General features: G+C 64.4%; 14 protein-coding genes. 7 read left to right on the forward strand and 7 right to left on the reverse strand.

Translation table 11 applies throughout. The features are described 5' to 3' along the window. The first annotated feature begins 304 nt into the window (after positions 1-304). The 3 genes from pnp (at position 305) to pip (ending at position 4664) form a co-directional block, all read left to right on the forward strand. Entirely contained in the window at positions 305-2638 is a 2334-nt protein-coding gene (pnp, locus tag K0M74_RS09105; protein WP_293970852.1) for a polyribonucleotide nucleotidyltransferase, read from the forward strand. Positions 2639-2765: 127 nt separating this feature from the next. After that, positions 2766-3491: a 2OG-Fe(II) oxygenase gene (locus tag K0M74_RS09110; protein WP_293970855.1), complete on the forward strand. Its 726-nt coding sequence runs from the start codon at positions 2766-2768 to the stop codon at positions 3489-3491. A gap of 78 nt (positions 3492-3569) precedes the next feature. Further along, a complete protein-coding gene (gene pip, locus K0M74_RS09115; RefSeq protein WP_293970858.1) occupies positions 3570-4664 on the forward strand; it encodes a prolyl aminopeptidase in 1095 nt (364 codons plus the stop codon). 15 nt (positions 4665-4679) lie between these two features. Here pip and ispG read toward each other — a convergent pair whose 3' ends face one another. Next, the gene (ispG, locus tag K0M74_RS09120; protein WP_293970861.1) at positions 4680-5831 is read right to left on the reverse strand and encodes a flavodoxin-dependent (E)-4-hydroxy-3-methylbut-2-enyl-diphosphate synthase; all 1152 of its coding nucleotides are present in this window, start codon (positions 5829-5831) and stop codon (positions 4680-4682) included. A 262-nt stretch (positions 5832-6093) separates the two neighbouring features. Between ispG and K0M74_RS09125 the strand changes: the two genes are divergently transcribed. Both K0M74_RS09125 and creD read left to right on the forward strand, forming a co-directional pair. Continuing rightward, positions 6094-6840: a TorF family putative porin gene (locus K0M74_RS09125; protein ID WP_293970864.1), complete on the forward strand. Its 747-nt coding sequence runs from the start codon at positions 6094-6096 to the stop codon at positions 6838-6840. Positions 6841-7005: 165 nt separating this feature from the next. Further along, positions 7006-8490, forward strand: a complete 1485-nt coding sequence (gene creD, locus K0M74_RS09130; RefSeq protein WP_293970867.1) for a cell envelope integrity protein CreD — start codon at positions 7006-7008, stop codon at positions 8488-8490. 149 nt (positions 8491-8639) lie between these two features. Here the strand turns inward: creD and K0M74_RS09135 are convergent, their stop codons facing one another. The 4 genes from K0M74_RS09135 to K0M74_RS09150 form a co-directional block, all read right to left on the reverse strand. Beyond that, on the reverse strand, positions 8640-9788 hold the full coding sequence (locus K0M74_RS09135) for an alpha-hydroxy acid oxidase (protein ID WP_293970870.1): 1149 nt from the start codon (positions 9786-9788) through the stop codon (positions 8640-8642). 105 nt (positions 9789-9893) lie between these two features. Beyond that, positions 9894-11156 (reverse strand): FAD-dependent oxidoreductase, encoded by a 1263-nt coding sequence (locus K0M74_RS09140; protein WP_293970874.1) that lies wholly within the window; start codon positions 11154-11156, stop codon positions 9894-9896. Further along, the gene (locus K0M74_RS09145) at positions 11143-12804 is read right to left on the reverse strand and encodes an amidohydrolase (RefSeq protein ID WP_293970877.1); all 1662 of its coding nucleotides are present in this window, start codon (positions 12802-12804) and stop codon (positions 11143-11145) included. Before K0M74_RS09145 ends, K0M74_RS09140 begins: the two co-directional genes overlap by 14 nt. Next, positions 12801-13679, reverse strand: a complete 879-nt coding sequence (locus tag K0M74_RS09150; protein ID WP_293970880.1) for an NAD(P)-dependent oxidoreductase — start codon at positions 13677-13679, stop codon at positions 12801-12803. Before K0M74_RS09150 ends, K0M74_RS09145 begins: the two co-directional genes overlap by 4 nt. Before the next feature lie 59 nt (positions 13680-13738). Between K0M74_RS09150 and K0M74_RS09155 the strand changes: the two genes are divergently transcribed. Together K0M74_RS09155 and K0M74_RS09160 are read left to right on the forward strand one after the other, a co-directional pair. Then, positions 13739-14989 carry a threonine ammonia-lyase gene (locus tag K0M74_RS09155; RefSeq protein WP_293970883.1) on the forward strand — a complete coding sequence of 417 codons (1251 nt, stop codon included), beginning with the start codon at positions 13739-13741 and terminating at the stop codon, positions 14987-14989. A gap of 134 nt (positions 14990-15123) precedes the next feature. Continuing rightward, positions 15124-15516, forward strand: coding sequence for a thioesterase family protein (locus K0M74_RS09160; protein ID WP_293970886.1), 393 nt, complete (start codon positions 15124-15126; stop codon positions 15514-15516). Here the strand turns inward: K0M74_RS09160 and K0M74_RS09165 are convergent. Both K0M74_RS09165 and K0M74_RS09170 read right to left on the reverse strand, forming a co-directional pair. Next, a complete protein-coding gene (locus tag K0M74_RS09165) occupies positions 15476-16018 on the reverse strand; it encodes a MarR family winged helix-turn-helix transcriptional regulator (RefSeq protein WP_293970889.1) in 543 nt (180 codons plus the stop codon). The two genes, K0M74_RS09160 and K0M74_RS09165, sit on opposite strands and share 41 nt — an antisense overlap. Further along, entirely contained in the window at positions 15984-17306 is a 1323-nt protein-coding gene (locus tag K0M74_RS09170) for a S41 family peptidase (protein WP_293970892.1), read from the reverse strand. Before K0M74_RS09170 ends, K0M74_RS09165 begins: the two co-directional genes overlap by 35 nt. Positions 17307-17520 lie beyond the last annotated feature (214 nt).

Genomic DNA, 17520 nt, shown 5'->3' on the forward strand with positions numbered 1-17520 from the left:
GGGGGGCGTGAGGAGTAGGCTCAACACGCGTCGCCGCCCCCTCTCATTCCTTAAACACACGGCCGCGGGCGGATTTCTGGCACTGATCGCGATGCGGGGGCTGCGTTAGTAATATTTTGTGGCGGCCCGGGTTTGCGGGGGCCGCTGTCATATTGGCTCCGCGCAAATTCGCCGGACCACAGGGCCGCTCCCGCATTCGGCGGGACCGCCATAGGGGCCACAGACGCCCCGCACCGCCCCGGGTCGGATTACCCGGAATCAGAGGCCCCGCCCGGCATTGGGCCAGGCGGGCGAAGGAAACTCCATGTTTGACGTGAAAAAAGTATCGATCGAGTGGGGCGGTGAAACGCTGACCCTCGAAACGGGCAAGGTTGCCCGTCAGGCCGATGGCGCGGTTGTCGCGACGCTCGGCGAAACGATGGTCCTGGCCGCGGTCACCGCCGCCAAGACGGTCAAGGAAGGGCAGGACTTCTTCCCCCTGACTGTCCACTATCAGGAAAAATATTCCGGCGCAGGCCGCATTCCCGGCGGCTTCTTTAAGCGCGAACGCGGCGCGACCGAAAAGGAAACTTTGGTTTCGCGTTTGACCGATCGTCCGATCCGTCCGCTGTTCCCCGAAGGTTTCTACAACGAAATCAACGTCATTGCCCAAGTGCTGAGCTATGACGGTCACAACGAGCCCGACATCCTGGCGATGGTCGCCGCTTCGGCCGCGCTCACCATTTCGGGCGTGCCCTTCATGGGCCCGATCGGCGCCGCGCGCGTCGGTTATATCGATGGCGAATATATCCTGAACCCGACCGATGCGCAGGTTGCCGAAGGCGACCTCGATCTGGTCGTCGCCGCCACTTACGACGCCGTGATGATGGTCGAATCCGAAGCCAATGAGCTGTCGGAAGAGATCATGCTCGGCGCCGTGCTGTTCGCGCACGACGCGTGTAAGGATGTGGTCAAGGCGATCGTGAAGCTGGCCGAACAGGCCGCCAAGGATCCCTGGGACATGGCCGAACAGGCCGACCTGACCGCTGCCAAGGACAAGCTGAAGAAGCTGATCGGCAAGGACATCGCCGCCGCGTACAAGCTGACCGACAAATCGGCCCGCTCGAACGCGCTGAACGAGGCCCGCGCTGCTGCCAAGGCCGCTTTCGCCGACGCCGCGCCGCAGGACCAGATGGCCGCCGGCAAGCTGATGAAGAAGCTGGAAGCGGAAATCGTGCGCGGCGCCATCCTCAAGGACGGCAAGCGCATCGACGGGCGCACCACGACGCAGATTCGTCCCATCCTTGCCGAAACGCACTTCCTGCCCCGCGCGCATGGCTCGGCGCTGTTCACGCGCGGCGAGACGCAGACGATCGCGACCTGTACCCTGGGCACCAAGGACAGCGAGCAGATGATCGACGGCCTCAACGGCCTCAGCTACTCGAACTTCATGCTGCACTATAACTTCCCGCCCTATTCGGTCGGTGAAGTCGGTCGTTTCGGGGCGCCGAGCCGCCGCGACATCGGCCATGGCAAGCTGGCATGGCGTGCGCTGCACGCGGTGCTGCCGACGAAGGACGAGTTCCCCTACACGATCCGCATCACCAGCGACATCACCGAGTCGAACGGCTCGTCGTCGATGGCGTCGGTTTGCGGCGGTTCGCTCGCGATGATGGACGCCGGCGTGCCGCTGAAGCGCCCGGTTTCGGGCATCGCGATGGGCCTGATCCTCGAAGGCAAGGATTTTGCGATCCTGTCCGACATCCTGGGCGATGAAGATCACCTCGGCGACATGGACTTCAAGGTGGCGGGTACGTCCGAAGGCATCACCACGATGCAGATGGACATCAAGATCGCGGGCATCACGCGCGAGATCTTTGAAGCCGCTCTGAACCAGGCGAAGGAAGGCCGCGCGCACATCCTGGGCGAAATGGCGAAGGCGCTGGGCGAAGCTCGCACCGAGCTGTCCGACTATGCCCCGCGAATCGAGACGATGCAGATCGACAAGGCGAAGATTCGCGACATCATCGGCACCGGCGGCAAGGTGATCCGCGAGATCGTCGCGACCACCGGCGCCAAGGTCGACATCGACGACGAAGGATTGATCAAGATTTCGTCGAGCGATCCGGCGCAGATCGAAGCCGCGCGTAAGTGGATTTCGGGCATCGTCGAAGAAGCCGAAGTCGGCAAGATCTATGACGGCAAAGTCGTCAATCTCGTCGATTTCGGGGCGTTCGTGAATTTCATGGGCGGCAAGGACGGCCTGGTTCACGTCAGCGAAATCGCCAACGAGCGCGTCGAGAAGGTCGCCGACGTCCTGAGCGAAGGCCAGGAAGTTAAGGTCAAGGTGCTCGAGATCGACCAGCGCGGCAAGGTTCGCCTGTCTATGCGCGTCGTCGATCAGGAAACCGGCGCCGAGCTGGAAGACACCCGCCCGCCGCGTGAAGGCGGCGACCGCGGTCCCCGCGGTCCGCGCCGTGACGGCGGCGATCGTGGCCCGCGCGGCGACGGTGGCGGTCGTGGCGACCGTGGTCCGCGTCGCGATGGCGGCGGTGACCGTGGTCCGCGCCGTGACGGCGGTGGCGAACGCGGCCCGCGCCGCGAACGCAACGAAGGTCCGGAAGACCAGGGCCATGTGCCCGACTTCCTGAAGGACTAAGCCTTCGGTTTATCGAACAAGGAAAGGGGCTGCTTCGGCGGCCCTTTTTTTGGTTGCCCACGGGCGCGTGCGCTTTGATCGCAAGAAACGGGGCGGAAGCGGGGCGGCGGCGTGGCAGGGGCCGGGTATGACCGAAACGAACGATACCAAAGTTGCCGCACGCATCGCCGCCCTGGACTGGACCGCCATCGCCGCTGCGCTTGATCGCGAGGGGTGGGCGGTGCTGCCGCGGCTGCTCTCAGCCGCCGAGTGCTACGATACCGCCGCGCTCTATCCGCTGGAAGAACTGTTCCGCAGTCATGTCCAGATGGCGCGGCACGGGTTTGGGCGCGGCGAATATCGCTATTTCGCCTATCCCTTGCCGCGACTGGTCGCGGGGTTGCGCGGGGCGCTCTATGCGCGGCTGACGCCGGTCGCCAATCGCTGGCACGAACGAATGGGGCGGGATGAGCGCTTTCCGGCTGAACACGCCGACTATCTGAGCCAGTGCCACGCGGCGGGGCAGGTGCGGCCGACGCCGCTGCTGCTACAATATGGGCCAGGCAATTATAATTGTCTGCACCGCGACCTTTATGGCGCCGAGGTGTTTCCGTTGCAGGTCGCGGTCCTGTTGTCCGCGCCGGGGACCGATTTTACCGGCGGTGAGTTTGTGCTGACCGAGCAGCGGCCGCGGATGCAGTCGCGCGCTGCGGTGGTACCGCTGGGTCACGGAGACGCGGTGGTGTTCGCGGTGAACGAACGGCCGATGGCGGGCAGCCGCGGCGACTACCGCGTAGCGATGCGCCATGGGGTGAGCGAAATCCGCTCGGGCGCGCGGCATACGCTGGGGGTGATCTTTCACGATGCGGCATAATCTCGCTCGCCGGGTGGACATGGCGGCTGCGGCGGTTAAGCCATTGTTTCCCCCACGGTAGCAGCGAGGATAGCGGCGATGGACTTTTCCCGGCTTCAGGCGAGCAGCAAGATCGGCGACGATTGGGTCTATCCGCAGCCGCCGTGCCTGAATTTCGGCTGGCTGGAGGTCGGTGTCGATCCCGCGCACCGCATCTATTGGGAGGAATATGGCAATCCGGCGGGCGAACCGGTGATGTTCCTGCACGGTGGCCCCGGCGGGGCGTGCGCCCCGGCGATGGCGCGCTTTTTCGATCCCCTACGCTATCGTGTCATCCTGTTCGACCAGCGCGGGTGCGGCAAGAGCGAACCCAACGTCGCGTCGGCGGGACCGGGGGCGGCGCTGGCCAAGAACACGACCGCCGACCTGATCGGCGATATCGAGAAGTTGCGCGAGCATATGGGCATCGCAGAACCAATGCATGTGTTTGGCGGTAGCTGGGGCAGCACGCTGGCGATGGCCTATGCGATCGCGCATCCCGCGCATTGCGCCAGCCTGATCCTGCGCGGCATCTTTCTGGGCGCGCCGGAAGATCTCGCCTATCTGTATCAGGGAAATGCTGTGACATGGGAAGCCGACCCCTACGGTCTGACCGCGCCGGGGGCGTATATCAAATATCCGGGTGAATGGGCGGCGCTGCTGAACGTCCTGACCCCCGCCGAGCGCGGCGATGTCATGGCGTCCTACAAGGCTATTTTCGACATGGTGCCGGCCAGCGCGGCGGAAAAGGCGCGGCAAATGGAAGCGGCGGTGACGTGGTCGCTGTGGGAGGGGGTAATTTCGAACATGATCCCCGAAGCCGCCGATACCGGGAAATTCGGTGAGGCCGATTTCGCGCTATGTTTTGCGCAGATCGAGGCGCATTATTTTGCGAATAGTCTGTTCATTCCGGCGGGGCATTTCTTCGACAATATCGCGACGCTCGCGGCAGTCCCGATCCACATCGTCCATGGCCGCTTCGACGAAGTCTGCCCGTTGACACAGGCATCGCGGCTTGCCGCCGCGCTCCGCGCGGCGGGGACGGAGCCGGTGTCTTATGTCGTCACCAACGCCGGGCATAGCGCGATGGAGCGCGAAAATGCGCTGGCGCTGACCGCGGTGATGGACGGTTTGGCGCCGCTGGTCCGCGCATAGGCCGCGGAGGCGCGCCTACGCCGCCTTGCCGTGCGCGACGTCCATGCTGACCGAACTGCCCGCGTCGATCTCGGCGGCCTTGGCTTCGACCAGCTTGACGATATGGCCGATCATGTCGGCGTCGGCGACATGGTGGTCGGTGACCCCCGACAGATAGACCATATGCTTGCCATTGCCGCCGCCGGTGATGCCGATGTCGGTTTCGCGCGCTTCGCCGGGGCCGTTGACGACGCAGCCGAGGACCGAGAGCGACATCGGGGTCTTGATGTGGCTGAGCGCTTCTTCGAGCGCCTGAACGGTGCGGATGACGTCGAAGCCTTGGCGCGCACAGCTGGGGCAGGACACGACGCGCACGCCGCGGGTACGCAGGCCCAGCGATTTCAGGATCTCGTAACCGACGCGGACTTCTTCTTCGGGTTCGGCCGAGAGGCTGACGCGGATTGTATCTCCGATCCCGGCCCAGAGCAGGTTGCCGATGCCGAGCGCGCTCTTGACCGTGCCGCCAATCAGCCCGCCCGCTTCGGTGATGCCGAGATGGAGCGGACAGTCGACCGCATCGGCGAGCTGCATATAGGCCGCGACCGCGAGAAAGACGTCGCTGGCCTTCACCGCGACCTTATACTCGTGGAAATCATGGTCCTGTAGCAGCTTGATATGGTCGAGCGCGCTTTCGACGAGCGCCTCGGGGCAGGGCTCGCCATATTTCTCGAGCAGGTCTTTTTCGAGGCTGCCCGCGTTGACGCCAATGCGGATCGCGCAACCGTTGGCCTTGGCGGCGCGGACGACTTCGCCGACGCGCTCCGAAGATCCGATGTTGCCGGGGTTGATACGCAGGCAGGCGGCGCCAGCATCTGCGGCTTCAAGCGCGCGCTTATAGTGAAAGTGGATGTCGGCGATGATCGGGATGCGCGCGGCGCGAACGATCTTGCCGAGCGCCGCGGTCGATTCGGTGTCGGGGCACGACACGCGGATCAGGTCGGCACCCGCCTCTTCGCAGCGGCGAATCTGGTCGATCGTCGCGACCGCATCGCTGGTCAGCGTATTCGTCATCGTTTGGACGGTGATCGGTGCGCCGCCGCCGACCGGGACAGTGCCGACCATGATCTGGCGGCTGGTGCGCCGCGCGATGTCGCGCCAGGGGCGCAGGCCGGGGTTGTGATCGCTCATGGGTTTTGGGCTCGATCGAAAGGGGAGGATGCGCTGCTCTTTAGCGGTCCGGCGGGCGATTGGCAAAGCCAAGCATGCTCGGCCCGGCTGTTGCGCGAAAGACACACTCTGACGCTGAATCGGCACCACGCGCAATTTTTGTTTGTGCATTGCAGCAAAATCGGCAATTTCGAACGCGTTCGACGTCACAGGCCCGCACGAAGAGGCGTGGACGCGCACAGCAGGCCGGGACGATCCGTTTTTTTTACTAGGGGGATCACCCATGAAGTTTCTTACCAAAGCGTGTTTCGGCATGCTGCTCGCCGCGTCGGCGATGTCGACGCCTGCCTTCGCCCAAGAAGAAGCCAGCGGTCCGGTCTCGCTTTCGGGCGGCGTTTCGGTTGTGTCGGACTATCGCTTCCGAGGCATTTCACTGTCGAACGAAAAGGTTGCCCTTCAGTCGACGCTGACCGCAAGCCACGAAAGCGGCTTTTACGCGGGCGCGTGGGGGTCGACGCTTCCCGACAGCCCGTTGTACGGCAAATATGAACTCGACCTCTATGCCGGTTTCGCGACCGAGATCGCGCCGGGGACTTCGGTCGATATCGGTGCCATCTATTATGTCTATCCCGGCAACCAGAGCTTTGCCGGCCCCAGCGACTATATCGAAGTCGTCGGCAAGCTGTCGCACGACCTTGGCCCCGTTTCGGCTACCGGAACTGTGGCGTATGCCCCCGATCAGAATTCGCTGGGCAGCAACGACAATATCTATCTGAACCTTGGCCTTGGCTATGGCATTGCCGATACGCCGGTGACGCTGAATGCCGCGCTTGGTTACACCGACGGATCGCTCGGCGCGCTGGCGCCCGGCGGCAATTATCTCGACTGGATGCTCGGCGCCTCGTTCGCCGCCGGTCCCGCGACTTTCACCGTGCAATATATTGATACCGACATCAAAAAGTCGGGCGTCAAAGCCATTGACACGCTGTTCGATCCAACCGTGGTCTTTACGCTGGGCTTTTCTTTCTGATCGCCTAGCGGGTCAGCGACCACGCGTTAAGGGGGCGGCTTCGGGGGAGGCCGCCCCCTTTTTCGTGCATGTGGCACAGGCGGGGGCCTCATCGCATCACGCTTGACCGCGTCGACGAACCGTGCAAATTCATCGACCAGTTGAAGCAGCGAGAGTATTCCCCCCATGACTCAAGCCTCTCAGAGCGTTTCCGTTCCCCCCGTATCGTCGTCGAATCCGCCCGCGCGCAGCGAGCGGAGTCCGGGCGTCAAGCTGGTAATCGCGGTACTGATCGCCGTCGCGCTGATGGTGCCGCTCCTCATGATCTACGGTCTGCTGTGGGATCGCCAGCAGCAGGCCGAAACTGCCCAGGCGTCGATAGGGCAGGGCTGGGGCGGGCAACAGACGATCGCCGGACCGGTGATCGTGATCCCCTATCGTGCGACGGAAATGACCACGGTAACCGAGAATGGCAAGGATGTGACGCGGACGGTGAACACGATCCGCAACCTCTACCTGTCACCGCAAGCCAATACAGCCGACGTCGTCATCAAGCCCGAAAAGCGCAAGAAGGCGATTTACGAGACGGTCGTATACGAAAGCCAGATTTCGGGCAGCGCCGATTTCGTGCTGCCCGCCGACATTGCGCGCTTTGGCGTCGCGCGCGAGGCGCTGATGCTCGATCGCGCCGAAGTGCGGTTGGGGGTCAGCGACGCGCGCGGGCTAGTCGATGGCAATAGCGTGGCGGTCGACGGTACGCAGCTCGCATTGCAGCCCGGAAAGGGGCTGCTCTCGACCGGCAATTCGGGGACCTTCGCCTTTGTCGACTGGAGCGCGGCGGCGCCGCTGAAGGTCGATTACAAGATCGGCGTGCGCGGGCTGGGCGATTTCAAGCTGATCCCGCGCGGGGTCGATACGCGCTGGACGGTCAAGTCGAGTTGGCCGAACCCGAGCTTCGGCGGCGATTTCCTCCCCGCGAAGCGCAGAGTGACGGCCAGCGGATTTACGGCCACCTATGCGGTGCCGAACCTGGCATTGGGACAGGCGCAGGTGCTGACCGGCGATTTGTCGCCGCCAGTGACGGCCAACTATGGCCCGCGCGACGCCTATGTCGACGCGGTAGCCGTTCCGGCGCCGAGCGATGGCAGTGCGGGTGAAGCGTCGGGCGGGACCGCCAAAGCCGTGGCGATCAGCCTGATTGAACCCGTCGACCTGTATAGCCAGGTCGATCGCGCGATCAAATACGGCTTTCTGTTCATTGGCTTTACCTTCGTCGCCTTCCTGATGTTCGACATCATCGCGGGGGCGCGGGTGGCGCCGGCCGAATATCTGCTGACCGGCATTGCACTGGTGCTGTTCTTCGTGCTGCTGCTGGCGTTCGCCGAGGTGATCGGCTTTACCTTCGCCTATATGCTGGCGTCGGCGGCGATCATCGGGTTGCTGGCCTTTTACAGCGCGGCGGTGCTGAAAAGCTGGAAGCGCGCGCGGTTCCTGGCTGCGATGCTGGTCGGACTGTATGCGCTGCTTTATGTGCTGCTCAATCTTGAGGCCTATTCGCTGCTGATCGGTTCGGTGCTGATGTTCTTCGCCCTCGCCGGCGTGATGTACATGACGCGGAGCATCGACTGGAGCGGGCTGGGGAAGAGGGATGAGGCTTTGCCCCCGGTGTGATTGATCCTCCCTGTCGCGCTGCGATGGGGAGGTGGGGAGGTGGCAGTCCGCATGCCTGACCGAGCGGCTTTGGCGCTGCCGTCGCCGCCCCTCCACCACCGCGTCGCGGCGGTCCCCCTCCCCACGGTTTCGCCGCAGGGAGGATCATGCTACCGCCAGCGCAGTGTGTGGGGGCCGAGATCCGACAGCGTCTTGGCCCCCATCAGTTTCATCCCGCGCTCCATCTCGGCGCGCAGCAGCGCGATGGCGCGCGCCACGCCTTCCTCGCCCGCCGCGGCGAGCGCGTAGAGGTAGAGGCGACCGCCGGAACAGGCCTTCGCGCCGACCGACAGCGCTTTGAGCACATGCGTTCCGCGGGTGATGCCGCCATCGCAGATCACCTCGATCCGGTCGCCGACGGCATCGACGATTTCGGTGAGCGCATCGAACGGCGCGCGGCTGCCGTCGAGTTGGCGGCCGCCATGGTTCGATACCATGATCGCGGTGGCGCCGATCTCCACGGCGCGGCGGGCATCCTCAACCGCAACGATGCCTTTGAGGCAGAAGGGGCCGTCCCATTGCTGGCGGATCGCCGCGGCGCGCTTCCAGTCGAGGCTCTGGTCGAGCATCGAGGTGAAATATTCGGCGACCGATTTGGGGACGCTCGACCCTTCGGACACATGCGTCGCGAGGTTGGGCAGACTGAATTTCTCGCGGCAGACATAGTTGAGCCCCCAGCCGGGCTTGGCGGCGTAGCTCAGCATATTGCCCGGGGTGAAACGCGGCGGCGAGGTGAAGCCCGAGCGCAGGCAGCGTTCGCGGTTGCCGCCGACGATCGTATCGACCGTCAGCGCGACGGCGTCGAATTTCGCCTCGTGCGCGGCGTCGAGCATCGCGCGGTTCAGGCCTTCGTCCTTGTGGACATAGAGCTGGAACAGCTTGGGGCCGTCGGTGAGCGCGCCCGCTTCGGCGAGGCTGATTGTCGCAAGGCTGGAGATGCCCGCCATCGCCCCGGCGTCGGCGGCGGCGCGGAGGACGGCGCGCTCGCCCTGCCAGTGGAACAGCCGCTGGAGCGCGGTGGGTGACAGGAACAGCGGCATCGCCATTTCGCGCCCGAACAGCGTGGTGCGCATGTCGACGCTTGCGACCCCGGCGAGGACGCGCGGGATGAGGTCGCAGTCGTCGAACGCGGCGCGGTTCCGGCGGCGGGTGACTTCGTCGTCGGCAGCGCCGTCGATATAATCGAACACCGGCCAAGGCAGGCGACGTTTTGCTAGCGCGCGGAAGTCGTCGATATTGTGGCAGTCGGTGAGTTTCATATTTGCCCCATTCTCACCCCGTCATTGCGAGCGAAGCGAAGCAATCCAGGGCGGTTTACGCACGGTCTGGATTGCCGCGTCGCTTCGCTCCTCGCAATGACGAATTTAGAAGACGGTTCGCGCCGCCACCGTCCCCTTGGTCGCATAGCTGAAGCGCGGTTCGATCGCCAGCTTCGGATCAAGGATATGCGCTGCCACGCGCTTGCCCACTGCGGGTCCGTTCTTGAAACCATGCCCCGATCCGCCGCCGACCAGCCACACGCGCTCCTGCCCCGGAAAGCGGTCGATCAGATAGTCGCCGTTCGAGCTATTCTCATATTGGCAGACGCGCCCGCCGATCAGCGGCGCTGAGGCGAGGGCTGGGAAGCGGCGGGCGATATAGGCCCGCGCCTCAGCAATCCCCGCCGGGGTCAGTTGCCGTTCCATCGTGTCGGGATCGATCACCGGGCCGTGCCGATCGATCGCGATCTTGAACCCCGCCCCCTCGAGATCGGGGATGCCGTAAAAAATGCCATTGTTGCTGTTGTCGGCCCACACCGGCAGCTCGGGCGGGGCGAAGCGCGTGTCGCCCTGCGGCGCGCCGAAATGATAGACTTCCTGCCGCGTCGCGACGATCTTGTTCATGAGCTGCTGCGGGAAGAGTTCGGCGAGCCAGGGGCCGAGGGAATAGACGAGATGGTCGGCGGTGCCGCCGTCGGGCAGGCTGTGAAGCTTTATCCGTTTTGACAGCAGGGGTGCGGGCATGACGACGCGCTCGACCGTGATCTGCGCATCGGCGATCACTTCCTGTACGCCGCGCCCGGCGATCAACGCGCCGGTTTCGGTTTCGAGGACGCCGGTTTCGCCCTGGTAAAATTGCATCTGGCGGTACTTGTTTTGCAGCCAGCGGACGTCGCCATGCTCATGCCCAACCCGGTTCGCCTGCAACCACGCGAGCGACTGCGCGGTGTAGGCATCACCCTGCGGTCCGAACCACAGCACGCCGGTGTTATGAAAGATCGGCGCGCTGGCGGTGTCGGAGAGCGCCTTCCAATAGGGCAAAGATTGGCGCGCCATCTCCGAATAGATGGCGTCGGCGCCATAACCCATGCGGATGACGCGGCTCTCGCCGCCCGACGACGCGCGGACATGACCGGCTCCGTAGGCGTCGAACAGCCGCACCGATTTGCCCGCGCGGAGCAGATGCCAGGCGGTCCAGGCGCCGAACACCCCGGCGCCGATGATCGCGACGTCGACATGCTGGACCTTGGGCTTCGCGGGTTTGCGTTTCTTCGAACGGCGTTCGGCCGCGGCCGCGGCGGCTGCGACGGGCAGCGCGGCAAGGCCCGTCAGCAGCGCGCGGCGACTGGGCGTCTTACCGCCCGCCACCGGACGCCTCTTTCTTGTAATAGCGATAGCCACCGATCCAGGTTTCGAGCGGAGTCATGCGGCGGATCTCGTCGGGGCTGGCGAGCATCGGGTCGGTTTCGACGATCAGGAAATCGGCGCGCATTCCTGGCATCAGCGTGCCGATGCGATCCTCGGCGAACCCCGCATAAGCCGCGGTGCGGGTGAAGCCGTCGAGCGCGGTCTCGCGGCTCACCGCTTCTTCGGGGCGCCAGCCGCCGAATGGCTGGCCCGCGGCATCGGTGCGCGAGATTGCCGCAGCGAGGCCAGCGAACGGATTTGCGCTTTCGACCGGCACGTCGGAACCGAAAGCAATGCGGGCGCCCGCGGCCTGAAGGCTGCGCCAGGCGTAGGCGCCGTTCAACCGTTCGGGGCCGAGCCGCGCTTCGGCCATCAGCCGGTCGCTCGTCTGGTGGACCGGCTGCATCGACGCAATAACTTTCAGGCTGGCGAAGCGCGCGATGTCGGCGGGGTCGATCACCTGCGCATGTTCGATTCGCCAGCGGCGCTCGCCGGGCAGGTCGGCGGTAAGGTCCGCAATCGCGTCGAGCGCCTCGGCATTGGCGGCGTCGCCGATCGCGTGGATCGTCACCTGGAATTTGTCCATCGACGCGCGGACCATCTTGTTGCGGAGCTGCGCGGGGGTGAGCAGCGGCAGGCCGGTCTGACCGGTGGCATCACTATACGGTGCCTTGAGCCACGCGCCCCGCGAGCCGAGCGCGCCGTCGAGATAGAGCTTGACCCCCACCATGCGCAGCCGGTCGTCGTACAGCCATGGCGTCGGTTCGGACCCGGCGATCATCGCCATATTGTCGATGTCGCCGCCGTAGCTCAGGATCCGTACCGCGAGCTGTTTCTTGTCCCCGGCGCGGCGAAATGCCTGCCAGTCGAGGATCGATGTCCCCATGTCGGCGATCGTGGTCACGCCCTGTTCGAGCAGCTTCTGCTGCGCCAGAAAAAGCGCCCGGTCGAGGTCGCGCGCCAGCGGCTTGGGTTTGGCGCTATCGACCAGGCTCATTGCGGCATCGACAAACACGCCGCTCGGCTTGCCGCCCACCATTTCGATACGGCCGCCGTCGGGCGACTTGCTGGCGGCGGTGACTTTCGCAGCGGTCATGGTGGCCGTGTTGGCCCAGCCCGCATGGCCGTCGACGCGTTCGAGCCACACCGGGCGGTTCGGCACCGCGGCGTCAAGGTCAGCGGCGGTGGGGAAGCGGCCCAGACCCCATTTCTCCTGATTCCAGCCCGATCCGATGATCCACGGCATTTCTGGATTGTCGGCGGCATATTTGCGGATCGCGGCCTGCGCTTCGGCAAGGCTGTTGGTCTCGCTAAGGTCGAGCAGCATCAGCTGGAACCCCAGCCCCATGACATGGCCGTGCGCGTCGATGAGGCCGGGGATCAGGGTTCGGCCCTTGCCGTCCTCCTTGAAATCGGGGCGTTCGGGGCGCTTGTCCTTGCGGTCGAGCAGCTCCTTGACCTTGCCGTCCTTGTCGATGACGAGCCCGGTGAAGCGGATCAGCTTGCCGTCCTTGTCGAGCGTGATCCCGTTGACGTTGTCGACGAGCGTGTCGGCGTGCGCGGGGGCGGCGAGGGTGAGCGCGAGTGCGGTCAGCAGGACGCGGGTCATTTCGGCAACCTTGTTATAAGCGAGCTGGTGTCGCGGCGACCGTGTCCGGCCTTTTGCACATCGGCATAAAATTGATCGACGATTGCGGCGACGGGGATCGTCGCCCCGTTCGAGCGCGCTTCGTCGAGCGCGAGGCCCAGATCCTTGCGCATCCAGTCGACCGCAAAACCGAAATCAAACTCGTCCCTGGCCATCGTGTCCCAGCGGTTGAGCATCTGCCAGCTCGCCGCGGCGCCCCCCGACACCGCCTCGAACACCTTGTCGGCGTCAAGCTTGGACGCCTGCGCAAAACGCAGCGCTTCGGACAGGCCTTGCAGCACTCCGGCGATCGCGATCTGGTTGACCATCTTCGTCGTTTGCCCGGCGCCAGGGCCGCCGATATGGACCATGCGCGCGGCATAGGCCTGCATCACCGGCTCGGCGGCGGCGAACGCGGATTTTGTCCCGCCGCACATGATCGACAGGGTGCCATTCTGCGCCCCCGCTTCGCCACCCGATACCGGGGCATCGAGGCTATGAATGCCGAGCCCTTCGGCTTCGACCGACAGCTGGCGCGCGATCCGCGCCGACACCGTGGTGTGATCGATGAACAAGGCGCCCTTGCCCATCGCCCGGAACGCACCGTCGCGGCCAAGGGTGACCTGCGCCAGATCATCGTCGTTGCCGACGCAGGTCAGGACAACATCGGCATCGCGCGCGGCCTCCGCCGGGGTCGCAGCGGCCTTGCCGCCGTGCGCGGCGACCCAGGCGTCGGCCTTGGCGCGGGTGCGGTTATACACGGTGAGGTTATGGCCCGCTTTCGCAAGATGGCCCGCCATCGGTCCGCCCATGACGCCCGTGCCGATGAAGCTGATGCGCAATTTTTCCTGGTTCATCTCAAGGCTCATAACCATGGTTTGCGCGGTGCGCCAGATAGGCTAGGGCGAGCGGCATCATGAGCACGACCGCACCCACCCTGTCCGCTGCCGATTTGCCGGCGATCACCCTCGACGATGTGCGCGCGGCGGCGGCGCGAATTGACGGCGCGATCGTGCGTACCCCGACGCTGCATTCGCAGACGCTGTCCGAAATGGTCGGCGCCGAAGTCTGGCTGAAATTCGAAAACCTGCAATTCACCGCGGCCTATAAAGAACGCGGCGCGCTTAATGCGCTGTTGCTGATGGACCCTGTGGCACGAGCCCGCGGCGTTATTGCGGCATCGGCGGGCAATCACGCGCAGGGGCTGGCCTATCATGGCAAGCGGCTGGGCGTTCCGGTTACCATCGTGATGCCGAAAACCACCCCGCAGGTGAAGGTGTATCAGACCGCCAGCCACGGCGCCGAAATCGTCCTGTTCGGCGAAAAATATGACGATGCCTATGCGCATGCCCGTGAACTCGAAGTCGAGCGCGGGCTGACCTTTGTCCACCCGTTCGATCATCCACATATCGCCGCAGGGCAGGGGACGGTGGCGCTCGAAATGCTCGAGGATGTGCCCGAAATCGACACGCTGATCATCCCGATCGGTGGCGGCGGGCTGTTCACCGGTATGGGAACCGCGGCGCGCGGGATCAATCCCGACATCCGCTTGATCGGGGTGCAGGCCGAACTCTATCCGTCGATGTATGCCAAGCTCAACGGTGTGGACATGGCGTGCGAGGGCGACACGCTGGCCGAGGGGATCGCGGTCAAGGAACCCGGCGAGTATACGCGCAAGCGCGTCGCCGAGCTGAATGACGACATCGTGCTGGTCGCCGAACGCCATCTGGAGCGCGCGGTCAGCCTGCTACTCCAGATCGAAAAGACCGTCGTTGAGGGCGCGGGTGCCGCGGGCCTCGCCGCGCTGCTTGCGCATCCTGAAGAGTTTGCCGGGCGCAAGGTCGGGCTGGTGCTGTGCGGCGGCAACATCGACACGCGGTTGCTCGCCAATGTGCTTCTGCGCGACCTCGCGCGCTCGGGCCGCATCGCGCGCCTTCGCATCCGTTTGCAGGATCGCCCCGGCGCGTTGTTCAAGGTGATGAAGCTGTTTGACGAGCAACAGGTCAACATCATCGAAATCTATCACCAGCGCATCTTTACCACGCTGCCCGCCAAGGGGCTGATCACCGACATCGAATGCGAAGCGCGCGACCGGGGGCATCTCGACAGCCTGGTCGCCTCGCTGCGCGATGCGGGGTATATGGTGACGACGGTGGAGCTGGCTTAGCCTCTAACCACTACGTCATTGCTAGCAAAGCTAAGAAATCCTGGCCGGTTTACGCGACTCTGGATTGCCGCGTTGCTCCGCTCCTCGCAATGATGAGTTTTTTTGTCTCCAAATGCAGAGGCTAGGCACATCCCATGAAATCCTTCACCCTCTCGCTCACCGCCACCCCCGACAGCATCGACGAACTCGGCCATGTCAACAATGCCGTCTGGGTCCAGTGGATCCAGCAGGTCGCGACCGGTCATTGGGATGCCGCGGCCCCGCAATCGCACAAGGAGGCCTATATCTGGGTCGTGGTGCGGCATGAGATTGATTATCTGCGCGCCCTCGGTCCCGGCGAAACGGTGACCGCGCGGACGTGGGTCGCTGACAAGCCACAGGGCGCCAAGTTCGACCGCTTCATGGAATTCACCGGCGCCGATGGCAAAGTGCATGTGCGGGCGCGGACGGTGTGGGCGCTGCTCGACAAGGGGAGCGGGCGCCCGCTCAGGGTGACGGCGGAGGTCGTTGCTCCGTTTCTCGACTAACGGGAATTTTTGCCGCCCGGTCACGAAGGGGCCGCTCTTTGAGCGCCCGCAAGGTTCTCAATATCATCGCATGCACGTCGCCGGTCTCTGCGAAGAGGCGCCGGTACACGTCGGATATTTCATCGCTATATCGGTCCTGCATCGCCATTTGGGCCTGACCCTTTTCGGTCAGGCGAAACAGCTTGCGGCGCGCGTCGGCGGGATCGGGATGCTGGGTCATCAGGCCGAGGCGGATCAGCGCCGGGCATTTCTGGATCACCAGCTGGTGCGACTGACCCAGCGCTCGCGCCAGCTCGGCCGCCGACGCCTCGCCCGCTTGTCGCAGTGCGGTGAGCAGCGAGCAGGATCGCACCGGGATGACGATGCCCGCCGCATCGAACAGCTCGCGCGTCTGATCCTCGATCGTCTGGCTCAATGCCTCGCTGAGCCGTCCAAGAAACGAGATGTCGTCGAGGTTGGTTGATGGGTCAGTCGAGGCGGGCATAGCTATCGGTTGTTCCATCGCGATTGATCCGTTCGAGCGCAGCGACCTTGCCTGCCTTGCGCACAACACGGAAGCGGAAATCGGCGACGCCCTCGACCGCGAACAGGTCATTGCCGAGCGGCGCCAGCGTGGCACGAAAACGCTCGCGCCAGGTGTAGAGCAGCTTGCCGTCAACGACAGCGATCTGCCGGCCTTCGTAGCGGCCCGCGATCGCCTCCAGGCCGGCGAGGGTGAGCTGGACCGCCTTGGCGCAAGCGGCGAGTAATGGTGCGAACCACGCGGCGTCGGCCTGTTTCGCGGTGTCGGATTTTGCCATGTCGGCCAGCGCCAGACGATGCGCGACGACCAAGGCGTCGGCGGAGGTGACGACATAATCGGGAGTGACGCCACGTCCTTCGAAATCGCCGCGATCGACGGGGTCGCGGATTTGGCCGATCGGCACTTGGACGAAAAAGTCGGTGTCCACCGGCTTGCGGTCGACCGGGTGCGCGCCGCCCGCGGTCTGCTCGCCGACCAGCGTCGCGCGGCCGAGCTTTTGCAGCGAATAGCCGAACCATTCGGCCGCCGAAAAGCTGGTCGATGAGGTTAGGACATAGACGGGCTTGCCGGTCAGGCGCTTTGCCGGGATGGCAGGGAGTACCCACTGGCTGCGGGCGACGCGGCGGCCCTCTTCGGTGTAATAATAATCGAACAGCTCCTGATCCTTGTCGGCGCGGAAAAGCTGGCTGGCGAGCAGCTGCGCCATTTCGAGATAGCCGCCATTGTTATACCGCATGTCATAGATGACCGCGTCGCTATTCTCGATAAAGCGCATCGCTGCGCTGGCGGCATCATATGCGAGTTGGGGGTCGGCGAAATGCGACATCCCGACATAGGCGACATTGCCTTCCAAGCGGCGGAGGTCGGTAAAGCCGAAGTTTTTCCGTGCTTCGTCGCGCCGATCGGTTTCGCGCAATTCGGCGGCGCGCGCGGGGTCTTTCCGGGCGGCATAGTCGGCGGCAAAGGCGGGATCGACGCCGACGAAAAAATGCAGGTCGTTGCTGGCTGCGAGCAGATCCTTGGTCAGCGCCTGCGCCAGCGCGTCATTGTCCTGCGCGCCGTCATAGTCGCCCTTTTCGAGGTGGGCGCGGAGCGTCGCAGCAAGTGTCTTGGCCTTGTCGGCAAAGACATAATTGGTCTCCAATGTCTGGCCCAGCTGCTCGACCACCCGCTGCCGGTCGGCGGCCGTGAGCGGGGCCTCGCCGGTCGCGCCGACGCCTAGCAACCACGTTGCCGCGACAATTGCGGCCGACCCGAATTTTTTCATTGGAAGCATCAATCTTCACCTGCGACTCAGTTATACAATGTATTGCGCAATATATTGTATAACCTGGAGAGGCAAGAGCGGAATCGGCTTTGGTTCAGGCGTGGGCGACCCAACCGCGCCAAGTGAACGTCGCGTAGAATTGCTCGACGCCGGTTGCGACCCGTATTGACCGTTGGGACCGAAGCGATTAGCCAAGCCCGCGATGACCAACGAC

This window comes from Sphingopyxis sp. (assembly GCF_019459305.1).
Lineage (GTDB): Bacteria > Pseudomonadota > Alphaproteobacteria > Sphingomonadales > Sphingomonadaceae > Sphingopyxis.

What these genes read in the sequence shown, in the direction of transcription:
- K0M74_RS09165 (WP_293970889.1), bottom strand. Translation starts at nt 16,018, where the DNA reads ATGGAACAACCGATAGCTATGCCCGCCTCGACTGACCCATCAACCAAC.
- K0M74_RS09170 (WP_293970892.1), bottom strand. Translation starts at nt 17,306, where the DNA reads ATGAAAAAATTCGGGTCGGCCGCAATTGTCGCGGCAACGTGGTTGCTA.
- pnp (WP_293970852.1), top strand. Translation starts at nt 305, where the DNA reads ATGTTTGACGTGAAAAAAGTATCGATCGAGTGGGGCGGTGAAACGCTG.
- K0M74_RS09125 (WP_293970864.1), top strand. Translation starts at nt 6,094, where the DNA reads ATGAAGTTTCTTACCAAAGCGTGTTTCGGCATGCTGCTCGCCGCGTCG.
- ispG (WP_293970861.1), bottom strand. Translation starts at nt 5,831, where the DNA reads ATGAGCGATCACAACCCCGGCCTGCGCCCCTGGCGCGACATCGCGCGG.
- K0M74_RS09155 (WP_293970883.1), top strand. Translation starts at nt 13,739, where the DNA reads ATGAGCACGACCGCACCCACCCTGTCCGCTGCCGATTTGCCGGCGATC.
- K0M74_RS09110 (WP_293970855.1), top strand. Translation starts at nt 2,766, where the DNA reads ATGACCGAAACGAACGATACCAAAGTTGCCGCACGCATCGCCGCCCTG.
- pip (WP_293970858.1), top strand. Translation starts at nt 3,570, where the DNA reads ATGGACTTTTCCCGGCTTCAGGCGAGCAGCAAGATCGGCGACGATTGG.
- K0M74_RS09150 (WP_293970880.1), bottom strand. Translation starts at nt 13,679, where the DNA reads ATGAACCAGGAAAAATTGCGCATCAGCTTCATCGGCACGGGCGTCATG.
- K0M74_RS09160 (WP_293970886.1), top strand. Translation starts at nt 15,124, where the DNA reads ATGAAATCCTTCACCCTCTCGCTCACCGCCACCCCCGACAGCATCGAC.
- creD (WP_293970867.1), top strand. Translation starts at nt 7,006, where the DNA reads ATGACTCAAGCCTCTCAGAGCGTTTCCGTTCCCCCCGTATCGTCGTCG.
- K0M74_RS09135 (WP_293970870.1), bottom strand. Translation starts at nt 9,788, where the DNA reads ATGAAACTCACCGACTGCCACAATATCGACGACTTCCGCGCGCTAGCA.
- K0M74_RS09145 (WP_293970877.1), bottom strand. Translation starts at nt 12,804, where the DNA reads ATGACCCGCGTCCTGCTGACCGCACTCGCGCTCACCCTCGCCGCCCCC.